Source organism: Oceanobacillus jeddahensis (genome assembly GCF_000750635.1).
In the GTDB taxonomy this organism is placed as follows: Bacteria; Bacillota; Bacilli; order Bacillales; family Amphibacillaceae; genus Oceanobacillus; species Oceanobacillus jeddahense.
In genome coordinates, this window is sequence record NZ_CCDM010000001.1 from 1,549,835 (window position 1) to 1,563,506 (window position 13,672).

Sequence of the window (13,672 nt, forward strand, 5' to 3'; positions counted from 1 at the left end):
TATTCTTTACTCATCTTCATCTTCATGATCGTGTTCGCTTTCTTCATGGCCATGTTCGTGATGCTCGTGGTCCATTTCATCATGGGCATCTTCTTCAGACGGTTCAGCATCTCCTGCGATAACGGTTTCTAAAGGCATATTATGCTGTCCTTCTGCTGTTGTGTGTGCATACATTTCGTAAACAGCTTCCTCTTCAAATGTAAAACTTGCTGTATATGTGCCGTTCTCCTGATGAGTACCTTCGAATTCAACACTGTCGTCAGCATGTCCTTGTGTCCATACTTCAAATAAAACTTCATGCGCATCTTCTACAGGCTCACCGTCAAAGCTGACATGGGCAGTTAAATCAATTGTTTCCCCAACTTCAACATGCTCGGGAACATCAAAATCTACTTCCAAAGCGGGTAATTCCGGTAACTCACCTTCATCTTCCTCTGATGAATCCGCTTCCCCATTTGAACAAGCAGCTAAAGTAATCAGCAGAATGATCAGCATAAAAAATAATTTTTTCTTCATTATGTATATCCCCTTTCTATAATGTTTATCCGACACCTAGTATAGCATGACTTACCCAAAGTAAGGTTGAATAAATTATGACATATCTGTTTCCTTTCCAGGGATAACTCTATTATAATAAGGAAAAGAAGGAGGAATAGAGATGAAATTAGTCGCTTATCGGAAAGAGGAAAATGAGAATTACCGTACGGGTGTGTTAACGGATTCAGAATCCATTGCAGATGTGGAAGAATTATCAAAACAGTTTGGGGAGAAAACGCTTCCTGCAAATCCAGTTGATTTTTATACACATGCATTAGAATACATAGAAGAATTGCAGAAGATTCTTCAAGAAGCAAGAGGATATGAAAGCCTTTCCCTTCATGATGTTCATTTGGGAATGCCTCTTGGAAAAGCAAAAAAAGTAATTTGTGTTGGTAAAAATTATCAAGAGCATGTTCATGAAATGAAATCAGATATTCCTGACTTTCCTGTTTTATTTGCTAAATTTGATAATGCCATTATTGGACCGGAGGATGAGATTTATTATCCTTCCATTACTGAAAAATTAGACTATGAAGTAGAATTAACGGTCGTCATTGGAAAAACAGCTTCTAAAGTCAAAAAAGAGGATGCTTTTGACTATATTGCTGGCTATACACTTGCCAATGATACATCAGCACGTGATTTGCAAAAACGTACACCACAATGGCTGCAAGGAAAATCATTGGATCATACAACACCTGTTGGGCCATGGGTCGTCACAAAAGAAGAAATGGATAATCCACACGCAGTAAATATCCGTTCTTATGTGAATGGAGAAGTGCGTCAGTCTTCTAATACAGAGCATCTTATCTTTGATATTCCCTTCTTAGTTAACTTTATTTCAGAAATCATGACATTGGAGCCGGGAGATATTATTTTAACAGGAACTCCGCATGGGGTAGGGTTAGCGATGGAACCATCAGGACTGCTTCAGGCAGGGGATCGTGTGAAATTAGAGGTAGAAGGAATTGGTACGATGGAAAATCAAGTGAAGAAAGTGTAATAATTGGATAGAAATAAACTTGATATGTTAACAACGCTAAAATATAGTATTTTCTATTGAAACGCGTGGAGGGGGAGGGAAAGCATGCAACAAAGTCTAGTGTTAAAGCAAGCATTATCCTGGAAAATGAATCAATCTCTTCACCAATCAATTGAAATTTTACAGTTATCTGGTATTGAATTATATGATTATGTGCAGAAAATTGCTGAAGAGAACCCGCTAATTGAAGATATTCGTCCGATCGATCAACAAGTGCTAAGTCAATTTCATGGAGAGACGAATGCATTTGAAAATATGAATGCTTCCAAAAAAAATATGTACGAGCAATTAAAAGAGAATGTGTATATGCTTTCCATACCAGAGGATACTCTAAAACAAGCGGTTTTTTTTGGAATTGATTCCTTAAATGAGAATGGCTATTTAGATATTACTTTAGAGGATTGGGCGGCAAACTGCCAATTAACTATAGAGGAAACGGAGCAAGCGTTATCCTATTTGCAAGCTCTTGATCCACCAGGAATTGGAGCTAGAAATTTACAAGAGTGTATTCAGTTGCAGCTGAAAGAAATGGATTGTGATTATCCTTTTCTGGAAGATCTCTTTGAACATCATTTGGTCCTCATTGCAGAGGAAGATGTTTCGGCTTTAGCTGAAAAGTATGCGATTACAGAAGACGAAGCCAGCAAACTGATTACGAATATGAAGCTTTGTCATCCGAATCCAGGTAAGTTATTGGAGCAGGAAGAGACGGAGTATATTATCCCGGAAGCGGCTGTTTTTAAAGAGCATGGAGAGTGGCAATTGTCTTTTTTCAATTGGTCAAGCCCTACCATTCAGATTCGGGATGATATATTACAAATGGATATGCCGAAAGAAGGAGCAGACTTTTTAAAAGAGAAGAAGAAAGAAGTAGAAATGCTGGAGCAGGCCATTCAATATCGCGGGAAAACATTGGAGCAGGTTTTACGCATTATTGTCAATAAGCAACTGTCCTTTTTTGAAGAAGGGTTAACGGCCTTAAAGCCTTTAACCCTCCAGGATATTGCAGATACTTTGGACCTCCATGTTTCTACGATTAGCCGGACGATTAGCCATAAATATCTGCAGACGGATTTTGGTATTCTCCGAGTAAAGTATCTGCTGCAGCGTGAAACACGGAAAGGAGAAGGGATTGCTCGTGTTGTGGTAAAGCAGTATGTACATCAAATTATAGCGGATGAAGATCCGGGACATCCGCTTTCCGATGAAAAAATTCGGATGAAATTAGAAGAACTTTATCAGGTATATGTGGCAAGGAGAACCGTAATGAAATATCGGGAAGAGTTGGGTATTCTATCTTCTTCCAAGCGTAAAAGGAGAACAAACGGAAGCAATGATTAAATTTTATACGAAAACGAATTGTTTACTATGTGAAGAAGCGAAAGAATTATTAGACATGTTAAATACGGATAACATACCTGTGAAAGAAATAGATATTTATCAATCAGACACTTTACTGGAAAAATATCAATTAATTATTCCGGTCATCGCTTATAAAGATGGTGAAGTGTATGGAAATGACATAAATATAGAAAATATCAACAATTTGTTGGCTGGATAAAAGGGAAGGCATTCTTTATAAAACGATTAAATTCGTTTTAGAGAATGTCTTTTTATCACGGAGAAACGCCCGTAAAATTCCCGCCTCAAAATAAAGAGCGAAAATAAATTAATTTAGGCGGGAGAGAACGGGCACTAACTCCCTGAATCACTTAGGCTAATTCAGTGGGAGAATGAAGGAAGCAGATTAAGTTCGCAACGTCTTGGGACTGGGACTGCGATTACCAATGTTGTCAGGTTAATACGACCGCTACGGAAAAACACTACGCTTTCCGTGGGCTTGAGCTCAGCCTCCTCGAAAAAAGAAGTTCGCTTTTTTCTGCGGGGTCTTCCCTCCGCGCTTTCCCACAGGAGTCTCCGTGTTTTTCCTCCACTAGATAGTTGTTGTTATCTATCTGTAACCAATATAATATTTAAAATATTTATTAACCTGACAACATTGAGACCTGCGATTACTCGGTCTATTAAAAACGTTGCTGCGATTACTCGTCCCATCGTAAAGAGTTGTGCGTCGAAAAACTCCCACTGAATGAAGTTTCGTTTTATTGTTGTATCTATCGTTGTCGAAATAGGTGAAAATCAGTTTCTGTGTTTAACCTCACATGCAATGGGAATAGATAAACTGTATGGACTTTTATATTGTAAAAGGTCGATCCTGCATTTGCCAGGTTCCTCGCTTTTTAGACAAAATATTGGTTTATACCGCAGCATTTTTAAGAGTTTTTCTTTGCTTTTGAAATGCGTTATGTTATAATACAAATGAATCGGGACATAAAATAACCACATGGGACACTTTTAATCCCGTATGGAGGAGAATGGTTAAAATGGAATCCATCATGGCCCTACAGAGAAAAATTGTACCTGAATTGGTTAGTTTGATGCAGGAAAGGTACACGTTATTACAGCATGTACATTTACATCAGCCAATTGGAAGGCGGGCATTAGCAGAAAGTACAAATTTAACAGAACGGCATGTTCGTGGAGAAATTGATTTTCTACATGGACAGGGATTGGTCGAAATTACTTCCAAAGGTATGTTTATAACGAATGAGGGAAAAGTAGTCTTAGATCAATTAGCTGCTTTAATTGGGGATTTGTCCCGGTTGGAAACCTTAGAAGATCAGTTAAAACGTGCTTTATCGATTGATAATGTCATTGTAGTGCCTGGTGATAGTGACCATAATCCTCAAATAAAAGTAGAGATGGGCAAAGCATGTGTCGCTCATTTACAATCTACTTTACAAAAAAGCAATACAGTTGCCGTAACAGGTGGCAGCACGATAGCAGCTGTCGCAGATGCAATGAAGCCATTACCTGAAGGAACAGACGTATTATTTGTTCCGGCAAGAGGCGGTATTGGGGAAAAGGTAGAAAATCAAGCATCGCGTATTGTGTCTGAGATGGCAAGAAGGTCAAATAGTCAGTACAGAATGCTTTATGTACCTGATCCAATTAGTGATTCCACATACGAGTTAATTATGCAGGAACCACATGTTATTGATGCATTATCTGTTATCAAAGATTCTAACATTGTTTTACATGGTGTTGGAGATGCTTTACGGATGGCAGAAAGAAGAAAATCTTCCCAAAAAGTAATTGATTTATTAAAATCCGAAAATGCTGTTTCAGAAGCCTTTGGCTATTACTTTGACGTGGATGGCCGCGTCGTTTATAAAGTGAAAACAGTAGGACTGCAACTGGAGGATATGGATACATCCAAACATATTATTACAGTTGCCGGTGGCGCGTCAAAAGGGCATGCAATTACTTCTTATTTTAAACAAGGGAAGAGCAATATGTTAATCACCGATCAAGGTGCTGCAGAAAAGATATTAAGAGGATAACCTCTTTATATAAATAAAAAATTCAAGAAATTCTTAGGAGGAATTTAATATGACTGTAAAAGTTGGTATTAATGGCTTTGGAAGAATTGGACGTAACGTATTTCGTCAATCTTTAAAAAATGACCAAGTGGAAATTGTGGCAATCAATGATTTAACAGATGCTAACATGCTTGCACACTTATTGAAATATGATTCTGTTCACGGAAAATTGGAAGAAGAAATCAGCGTAAATGGTTCTAATCTTGTAGTTGGCGGAAAAGAAATTACAGTACTTTCTGAGCGTGACCCTGCAAATCTTGGATGGGGAGATCTTGGCGTAGAAATCGTTATCGAATCTACTGGTATCTTCACGAAGAAAGAAGATGCTGACAAGCACATCCAGGCAGGAGCTAAAAAAGTAATTATCTCTGCACCAGCTAACGGTGAAGATTTAACAATGGTATTAGGTGTTAATGATGACAAATACGATCCGGCTCAACATCACGTTATATCAAACGCATCTTGTACAACAAACTGCTTAGCACCATTTGCGAAAGTATTGCATGATAACTTTGGTATTAAACGCGGATTAATGACTACTATTCACTCTTATACGAATGACCAGTCAATCCTTGATTTACCGCATAAAGACTATCGTCGTGCGCGTGCAGCTGCTCAAAACATCATCCCTACTTCAACTGGGGCTGCTAAAGCAGTTGGACTTGTATTACCAGAACTTAATGGTAAATTAAACGGTAACGCAGTACGTGTTCCAACTCCAGACGGTTCATTAACAGACTTAGTTGCTGAGCTTGATAAAGATGTAACTGCTGAAGATGTGAACAATGCAATGAAAGAAGCTGCACAAGGACCACTTAAAGGAATTCTTGAATATACAGAAGATCCAATTGTTTCTTCTGATATTGTAGGAAACACACATTCTTCTATTTTCGATTCACTATCTACTATCGTTATGGAAGATAACCTTGTAAAAGTTGTTTCTTGGTACGATAACGAAATGGGTTATTCTAGCCGTTGTGTAGATTTAGCAGTATTTATTGCTGAAAAAGGACTTTAAGAAAATAATTAAAACGTTCGTTGTAAGGCAAGCCTCTCCGAACGGTATAAATAGAGGAGGGAGCAATTCCTCCTCTATTTTCTTTTTTTATACGATAAGAAAATATAAGAAAAACTATCGATTTTCTATGAAGTAAGTAAATCCAAGTTTTTCTAAGGTAGAATTAGTAGTAAAGTAAGATAAAATGGTATAATAACAAGAGTTGTATATACCAAACTAGGAGGGATTCCGTTGAACAAAAAAACCATTGCTGATTTACAAGTAGAAGGCAAACGTGTATTTTGCCGTGTTGATTTTAACGTACCTTTAAAAGACGGTGAAATTACGGACGATACACGTATTCGTGCTGCATTGCCGACGATCCGTGAGTTAACGGATAAAGGAGCAAAGCTTATTTTAGCGAGTCATTTAGGACGTCCCAAAGGAACTGTTGTAGATGAACTTCGTTTAGATCCCGTAGCAAAACACTTGAGTGAATTACTAAATAAAGAGGTTCTTAAAACGGATGAAGTCTACGGTGAAGAAGTAAATAAAGCCATCGACCAATTAAACAATGGCGATGTTTTATTAATTGAAAATGTTCGTTTTGAAGCTGGTGAAGAGAAAAATGATCCAGAGCTTGTTGATGCATTTGCTAAAATGGCAGATGTTTATGTGAATGATGCATTTGGAGCAGCACACCGTGCACATGCTTCCACAACTGGTATTGCGACAAAGCTTCCAGCTGCAGCAGGACTATTAATGGAAAAAGAAATTGAAGTTCTCGGAAAAGCATTAGAAGATCCAGCACGTCCGTTTACAGCAATTATCGGTGGAGCAAAAGTAAAAGATAAAATTAATGTAATTGATAACTTGCTTGATAAAGTGGATAACTTGATAATTGGCGGTGGCTTAGCTTATACGTTTGTTAAAGCGTTAGGTCATGAAATCGGGAAGTCACTATTAGAAGAAGATAAAATGGATTTAGCAAAAGAATTCATGCAAAAAGCGAAAGACAAAGGCGTTAACTTTGTGTTGCCGTCAGATGTTGTCGTAGCTGATGATTTCTCAGAAGAAGCAAATACAAAAAATGTAGGTATTGATGAAATCCCTGCTGATTGGGAAGCGTTAGATATTGGCATTCAAACTCGTGAAAAGTATGCTTCTATTATAAAGGATTCTAAATTAGTTATTTGGAATGGACCAATGGGTGTGTTTGAATTAAATACATTCGCAGGCGGTACCAAAGCAGTTGCTGATGCTGTAGCGGAAACAGAAGGATTTTCCGTTATTGGTGGAGGAGACTCCGCAGCAGCAGTTGAAAAATTCGGTCTTGCAAGTGATATGGACCATGTATCTACAGGTGGAGGAGCTTCCTTGGAATTTATGGAAGGGAAAGTTCTCCCGGGAGTAGACGCATTAAATGATAAATAATAAAAATAGATGAGGTGAGCGCATGCGAAAAGTAATTATTGCAGGAAACTGGAAAATGAATAAAACATTAGCAGAAGCATCTGATTTTATGGATGCAGTGATTCCAAAAGCTCCAGGCGGGAATACAGAAGCAATTGTTTGTGCACCTTTCGTACATTTACCTGCTCTTGTTGAAAAAGCAAAAGGTTCTAATGTGAAAGTTGCTGCTCAAAATATGCACTTTGAAGAATCAGGTGCTTACACTGGGGAAGTTAGTCCAACAATGTTAACTGATATCGGTGTAACACATGTTGTTATTGGACACTCCGAGCGTCGTGAATATTATGCAGAAACAGATGAATCTGTTAACCAAAAAACAAAAGCTGCCTTTGCACATGGCTTAACACCAATTGTTTGTGTAGGCGAAACGTTAGAACAACGTGAAGCAAACGAAACAATGGATGTTGTCGGCGGCCAAGTGAAAAAAGCATTAGCAGGATTATCTGATGAGCAAGTGACGCAAACCATTATTGCTTATGAACCAATTTGGGCAATTGGAACAGGTAAAACAGCTTCCAGTGAAGATGCCAATGAAGTTTGTGCTAAAACACGTAAAGTGATTGCAGAAATTACTTCCGGGGACATTGCTGACCAAGTCGTTATTCAATACGGTGGAAGCGTTAAGCCGGCGAACATTGATGAATTGCTTTCTCAATCAGATATTGACGGCGCATTAGTCGGCGGTGCAAGCTTAGAGCCTGAATCATTTGTTCAATTAGTGGAGGCAGGTACAAAATGAGTCAAGATAAATTAGCTGCATTAATTATTTTGGATGGCTTTGCGATCCGCGATGAAGAAAAAGGAAATGCAGTCAAGCTAGCTAACACACCAAATTTTGACCGCTATTGGAATGCTTATGCGCATAATCAGCTGACTGCATCCGGAAATGCGGTTGGCTTACCTGAGGGGCAGATGGGTAATTCTGAAGTGGGTCACTTAAATATTGGAGCAGGCCGCATTGTTTATCAAAGTTTGACACGTGTAAATTTATCGATTGAAGAAGGCGACTTTTTCAAGGTAGAAGAACTTGTGAATGCTGTCAAACATGCGAAAGAAAAAGGTAAAGCATTGCACCTGTTCGGCCTGTTATCTGATGGCGGTGTCCACAGCCATATCAACCATCTTTTTGCTTTATTAAAAATGGCAAAACAGTATGATTTAGAAGAAGTATATGTACATGCATTTTTAGATGGACGTGATGTTGGTCCGCAAACTGCTGGTGAATATCTGCAGCAAACCGAGGATAAAATGAAAGAACTCGGTGTAGGTAAAATTGCAACGGTATCCGGCCGTTATTATTCCATGGACCGCGATAAGCGCTGGGATCGTGTGAAAAAAGCATATGATGCGATGGTTTATGGCGAAGGACCTTCTTATCATAGCGCTGCTGAAGTGGTGGAAGACAGCTATAAAAACGAAATCTATGATGAATTCGTAATTCCATCTGTGATTACAGATGAAAATGACAAGCCTGTTGCAACCATCCAGGACGAAGACGCGATTGTTTTCTATAATTTCCGTCCTGACCGCGCGATTCAAGTTTCCAGAACGTTTGCGAATGATGATTTTAGAGATTTTGACCGCGGCGAGAAAGCGCCAAAAGATCTTGAATTCGTGATGATGACCAATTTCAGTGAAACAGTGGATGGACATGTAGCATATAAACCAGTTAATCTGGACAATACCATTGGTGAGGTTTTAGCACAAAATAACCTGAATCAACTGCGAATTGCAGAAACGGAAAAATATCCACATGTAACGTTCTTTATGAGCGGTGGACGCGAAAAAGAATTTGACGGCGAAAAACGTATTCTGATTGATTCACCAAAAGTAGCAACGTATGATCTGCAGCCGGAAATGAGTGCTTATGAAGTAACCGATGCGTTATTAAAAGAGCTGGATGGCGGGGAGCAAAATGCGATTATCTTGAACTTTGCAAATCCGGATATGGTTGGTCATTCCGGAATGCTACAGCCAACCATTGATGCGATTGAAGCAGTGGATGAATGCTTAGGGAAAATTGTTGATAAAATTACAGAGTTAGGTGGACATGCTATTATTACAGCGGACCATGGTAACTCCGATGAGGTTATCACTTTAGAAGATAAACCAATGACTGCTCATACAACAAATCCAGTTCCTGTTATCGTGACAAAAGATGATGTTACATTACGGGACAGCGGTATTCTAGCTGATTTAGCACCAACTTTATTAGATTTACTTGATGTAGAGAAACCGGAAGAAATGACTGGTTCATCGTTAATTAAAAAATAAAATTTAAAATGCTACATTTAAAGGAGAGAATAAATTATGCCATATATTACTGATGTGTACGCAAGAGAAGTATTAGACTCAAGAGGGAATCCAACTGTTGAGGTAGAAATTTTCACAGAATCTGGAGCATTCGGCTCTGCTATTGTCCCAAGCGGTGCTTCTACTGGTGAATATGAAGCAGTAGAATTACGCGATGGTGATAAAGACCGTTATTTGGGAAAAGGCGTTGAAAAAGCAGTAGAAAACGTAAATGAAATCATTGCTCCTGAATTAATCGGTTTAGATGCAACACGTCAAAACATCATTGATGCCTTAATGATGGATTTAGACGGTACAGATAATAAAGGAAAATTAGGTGCGAATGCTATTCTTGGCGTATCAATGGCAGCAGCCCGAGCAGCAGCTAACCATTTAGAAGTACCTTTATATAACTATCTTGGCGGATTCAACGCTAAAACACTTCCAACACCAATGATGAACATCTTAAATGGTGGAGAGCATGCGGATAACAACGTAGATATTCAAGAATTTATGATTATGCCTGTAGGCGCAGTTTCTTTCAAAGAAGCATTACGTACAGGTGCTGAGATCTTCCATTCCTTGAAAAAAGTATTAGGCTCCAAAGGCTACAATACGGCTGTAGGGGATGAAGGCGGATTTGCTCCAAACCTTGGTTCCAATGAAGAAGCACTTCAAACGATTGTTGAAGCAATTGAAGCTGCCGGCTACAAACCAGGCGAAGAAGTAAAACTTGCAATGGATGTAGCTGCATCTGAAATCTACAGCGACGGTAAATACAACCTTAAAGGAGAAGGCGTCGTACGTTCTTCGGAAGAAATGGTTGACTGGTACGAAGAAATGATTTCAAAATACCCAATCATCTCGATTGAAGATGGTTTAGACGAAAATGACTGGGACGGTTTCAAAATCTTAACAGACCGCATTGGCGATAAAGTACAACTTGTAGGTGACGACCTATTTGTTACAAACACTGCTAAACTTTCTAAAGGTATCGAGCAAGGAATTGGGAACTCCATTCTTATCAAAGTAAACCAAATCGGTACACTGACAGAAACATTTGAAGCAATTGAAATGGCTAAACGTGCAGGCTACACTGCAGTAATTTCTCACCGCTCCGGGGAAACAGAAGATACAACGATTTCTGATATCTCCGTTGCTACAAACGCTGGTCAAATTAAAACAGGAGCTCCATCCCGTACAGACCGCGTAGCAAAATACAACCAGTTACTTCGCATTGAAGATGAATTAGCTGGCATGGGCGAGTATGGCGGATTAACTTCTTTCTATAATTTGGCTGATAAATAATAGATCAATTTAAAGGAAGGACCCTCTGTTTACAATGATGAATTCATTGTAGGCAGGGGGTTTTTATTGTCCTAAAAATTCGACATAGAATAAGAAGGGTATAATGTTGAAGCTTCGTATAAATGAATTTATCGCAGTGTAACTGACTGGGAGTAGAGCTGAAGCTGGGGCTGCGATTACTCGCCCCACCGAAGGGATTTTGTAAGACTCTCACTTCAAGAATGGAGAAGAATCGAAAATTCTAAGTGGGAGATCCTTGCATTTTAAAGAAAAACCACATCACTATTTGAACAATAAAAGAGCGGAAAATCGTAAAGATATCTTTACTTTTTCCACTCTTTTTATTAAAATATATGTAAAGATATCTTTACGGTTGTTTTTATTAAGGTAAACAATCGACTTTTCAGAATTGAAATATTACGTTTTGGGAGGCGTCCGCTATAGCAGTAATCAATCATATCCGCGAAATCCGCCGGAGAAAAGGAATCACGCAAATAAAAATGGCAGAAGATTTACAGGTTACACGCCAGACAATGAATGCGATTGAAAAGAATAAATATAATCCAAGTCTGGAGCTGGCTTTAAAAATAATTGCCTATTTTGATGTGCCGATTGAACAAGTGTTTATTTTGGAAGAGGAGGATGATGAATGAGTAGAAATAGCAATAGAAAGCAAGGAAAATCCATAGAAAAGTGGACGCCATTTTTAGGTATTATAGGTTCATTGGTTGGAGTGGTTCTTGGATCATCTCTTTATTACTTTTTTCAAGGAGAAGAATTTCCGTATGATGTATTACTGGGCGGAATAACTGGAGCGATTATTATAGCCGTATTTGTATGGATAATGAAAAAACGAAAAAAAGATAATACTCCGGAAGCAGATGAAAGAGTGCAGCACAATGTATTTCGCTTTTCTGCCTATGCATCCCATCTGTCTTTAGTTATTTTATTTTTGGGGCTGATGGTTATTACACTGTTTGGCATTGAATCCGTATCCATTATGTATCTGTGGATTTTCTTCTTTGCTTATATTTGGATTACAGGAATCGGCACGGTTATCGCGAGAAGACGATAATAAAAATAGAACAATTTTTCAAAATACAGAGTGAGTTATCTATCATTTGAATAATAAAGCAGCTATTCTTTTCAAATCTTTTAAAGAATAGCTGCATTATGTTAAATCGAGTTCGGTTAAGGAACTAAAAACGTACGAACATTTAAGAGAATATTTTTCCTGGATTTAAAATCCCTTTTGGATCATAAAGCTGCTTCGTTCGCTGCATCATTTCCAAAGCTGCGCCATGCTCGGATACCTGAAATTTTTTCTTGCCTAATCCAACTCCATGTTCACCTGTGCAAGTACCGCCAACTTCAATTGCCAGATTAACGATTGCATCGTTGATTTGTTCGGCTAATTCCTGTTCTCCATTTACCTCTGGATTATACAGAATACTAGTATGGAAATTTCCATCCCCAATATGTCCCCAGATTGCTCCTTGTAATCCGCTCTCGTCCATACTATTACGAGTAAAGGAAACCATTTTTGGAAGTTGTGAGATAGGGACACAGACATCGCCGCCAATTTCTTTCATTCCTTTTAAATCTTGAAAGGAAACAGCTAATTGTACTCTTGCTTCCCATAGTTTCTTTTTCGAAGTAGAATCACTTGCAGCATCCCAATTTTCGCAGCCAAGATCATGCATGATTTTTGAAGCGAGCTTCACTTCTTCTGCAACGGTATTCTTTGGACCTGCAAACTCCAAAAACAACGAATGCTTTACAGGAAAATCGTGTCCGCATTGCTTATTAATGATCCCGATGCTTACAGAATCAATTAACTCCATCCGCATGATTGGAATGCTGTTTAACAGTATATTCTGCGCTGCAATAGCACATAATTCCGGTGTTTCAAAGGTGCACCTTGCTACGGTGGAATAGTCAGGGATGCTATGTAGTTTTAAGGAGATCTCTGTAATGATCCCTAATGTACCTTCTGATCCGGTAAATAGGCTAGTTAAATGATAGCCGGAAGAGGATTTTTTTGCTTTTGTTCCCGTATGAAAGCTCATTCCGTCGGCCAGTACAACTTCTAAATCCAGGATTTGATCTCGCATGACACCATAGCGGACGGCTCTGGTGCCGCTCGCATTTGTTGCTGTCATTCCGCCGATAGTCGCATCGTAATCAGGACCTCCCGCAAAAAATAACCCTTGCTGACTGATGAACTGGTTCAGTTCACTTTTCATTATCCCCGGCTGTACGGTAACGCGCATATCTTCTGGAGAAAACTCCAAAACCTTATTCATGTTTTGAAAATCGAGGCTTATTCCTTTCTGAATTGGAATAACCTGTCCTTCCAAACCGGAACCTGCACCAAACGGTGTGACAGCTATCTGATATTCCGAAGCAATATGAAGAATGATTTGTATATCTTCCTTTGATTCTGGAAAACATACCACATCTGGATAGACGGCATCGTGCATGGATTCATCTTTGCTGTGTCTTTTTAATTCAGTTTCCTGTTGGGTTACTTTCTCTGTACCTAATTTTTCGTAAAGTTTTTCAATATATAACAAG

13 protein-coding genes are annotated in these 13,672 nt (G+C 38.8%); 11 read left to right on the forward strand and 2 right to left on the reverse strand.

Features of this window, described 5'->3' with window-relative positions; genetic code table 11:
- Positions 1-6: 6 nt before the first annotated feature.
- Positions 7-516, reverse strand: a complete 510-nt coding sequence (locus tag BN986_RS06805) for a FixH family protein (protein WP_040978902.1) — start codon at positions 514-516, stop codon at positions 7-9.
- A 142-nt stretch (positions 517-658) separates the two neighbouring features.
- Here BN986_RS06805 and BN986_RS06810 point away from each other — a divergent pair, with 142 nt between their 5' ends.
- The 11 genes from BN986_RS06810 to BN986_RS06860 all read left to right on the forward strand — a co-directional run bounded on the left by BN986_RS06810 (position 659) and on the right by BN986_RS06860 (position 12,170).
- Positions 659-1,543: a fumarylacetoacetate hydrolase family protein gene (locus BN986_RS06810; protein ID WP_040978903.1), complete on the forward strand. Its 885-nt coding sequence runs from the start codon at positions 659-661 to the stop codon at positions 1,541-1,543.
- 84 nt (positions 1,544-1,627) lie between these two features.
- Positions 1,628-2,923 (forward strand): RNA polymerase factor sigma-54, encoded by a 1,296-nt coding sequence (rpoN, locus tag BN986_RS06815; RefSeq protein ID WP_040978904.1) that lies wholly within the window; start codon positions 1,628-1,630, stop codon positions 2,921-2,923.
- On the forward strand, positions 2,916-3,143 hold the full coding sequence (locus tag BN986_RS06820; RefSeq protein ID WP_040978905.1) for a glutaredoxin family protein: 228 nt from the start codon (positions 2,916-2,918) through the stop codon (positions 3,141-3,143). Before rpoN ends, BN986_RS06820 begins: the two co-directional genes overlap by 8 nt.
- Positions 3,144-3,966: 823 nt before the next feature.
- Positions 3,967-4,986 carry a sugar-binding transcriptional regulator gene (locus BN986_RS06825; protein ID WP_040978906.1) on the forward strand — a complete coding sequence of 340 codons (1,020 nt, stop codon included), beginning with the start codon at positions 3,967-3,969 and terminating at the stop codon, positions 4,984-4,986.
- Positions 4,987-5,035: 49 nt separating this feature from the next.
- Positions 5,036-6,043, forward strand: a complete 1,008-nt coding sequence (gene gap / locus BN986_RS06830) for a type I glyceraldehyde-3-phosphate dehydrogenase (protein ID WP_040978907.1) — start codon at positions 5,036-5,038, stop codon at positions 6,041-6,043.
- Positions 6,044-6,274: 231 nt separating this feature from the next.
- Positions 6,275-7,456, forward strand: a complete 1,182-nt coding sequence (locus BN986_RS06835; RefSeq protein WP_040978908.1) for a phosphoglycerate kinase — start codon at positions 6,275-6,277, stop codon at positions 7,454-7,456.
- Between the two features lie 22 nt (positions 7,457-7,478).
- Entirely contained in the window at positions 7,479-8,234 is a 756-nt protein-coding gene (gene tpiA / locus BN986_RS06840) for a triose-phosphate isomerase (RefSeq protein ID WP_040978909.1), read from the forward strand.
- On the forward strand, positions 8,231-9,769 hold the full coding sequence (gpmI, locus tag BN986_RS06845; RefSeq protein ID WP_040978911.1) for a 2,3-bisphosphoglycerate-independent phosphoglycerate mutase: 1,539 nt from the start codon (positions 8,231-8,233) through the stop codon (positions 9,767-9,769). Before tpiA ends, gpmI begins: the two co-directional genes overlap by 4 nt.
- A 36-nt stretch (positions 9,770-9,805) precedes the next feature.
- Positions 9,806-11,095, forward strand: a complete 1,290-nt coding sequence (gene eno, locus BN986_RS06850) for a phosphopyruvate hydratase (protein ID WP_040978912.1) — start codon at positions 9,806-9,808, stop codon at positions 11,093-11,095.
- A gap of 440 nt (positions 11,096-11,535) precedes the next feature.
- Complete coding sequence (locus BN986_RS06855; protein ID WP_040978914.1) at positions 11,536-11,748, forward strand: helix-turn-helix transcriptional regulator; 213 nt, start codon at positions 11,536-11,538, stop codon at positions 11,746-11,748.
- Complete coding sequence (locus BN986_RS06860; protein WP_052400670.1) at positions 11,745-12,170, forward strand: hypothetical protein; 426 nt, start codon at positions 11,745-11,747, stop codon at positions 12,168-12,170. The genes BN986_RS06855 and BN986_RS06860 overlap by 4 nt, the downstream gene beginning before the upstream one ends.
- A gap of 142 nt (positions 12,171-12,312) precedes the next feature.
- On the opposite strand, the gene BN986_RS06865 is transcribed toward BN986_RS06860, so the two are convergent.
- Entirely contained in the window at positions 12,313-13,671 is a 1,359-nt protein-coding gene (locus BN986_RS06865) for an FAD-binding oxidoreductase (protein ID WP_040978915.1), read from the reverse strand.
- Between the last annotated feature and the right edge of the window lies 1 nt (position 13,672).

Bases quoted from the DNA above. Each gene is read 5' to 3' on its own strand.
- BN986_RS06805 (WP_040978902.1), bottom strand. From the start codon at position 516: ATGAAGAAAAAATTATTTTTTATGCTGATCATTCTGCTGATTACTTTA.
- BN986_RS06810 (WP_040978903.1), top strand. From the start codon at position 659: ATGAAATTAGTCGCTTATCGGAAAGAGGAAAATGAGAATTACCGTACG.
- rpoN (WP_040978904.1), top strand. From the start codon at position 1,628: ATGCAACAAAGTCTAGTGTTAAAGCAAGCATTATCCTGGAAAATGAAT.
- BN986_RS06820 (WP_040978905.1), top strand. From the start codon at position 2,916: ATGATTAAATTTTATACGAAAACGAATTGTTTACTATGTGAAGAAGCG.
- BN986_RS06825 (WP_040978906.1), top strand. From the start codon at position 3,967: ATGGAATCCATCATGGCCCTACAGAGAAAAATTGTACCTGAATTGGTT.
- gap (WP_040978907.1), top strand. From the start codon at position 5,036: ATGACTGTAAAAGTTGGTATTAATGGCTTTGGAAGAATTGGACGTAAC.
- tpiA (WP_040978909.1), top strand. From the start codon at position 7,479: ATGCGAAAAGTAATTATTGCAGGAAACTGGAAAATGAATAAAACATTA.
- gpmI (WP_040978911.1), top strand. From the start codon at position 8,231: ATGAGTCAAGATAAATTAGCTGCATTAATTATTTTGGATGGCTTTGCG.
- eno (WP_040978912.1), top strand. From the start codon at position 9,806: ATGCCATATATTACTGATGTGTACGCAAGAGAAGTATTAGACTCAAGA.
- BN986_RS06860 (WP_052400670.1), top strand. From the start codon at position 11,745: ATGAGTAGAAATAGCAATAGAAAGCAAGGAAAATCCATAGAAAAGTGG.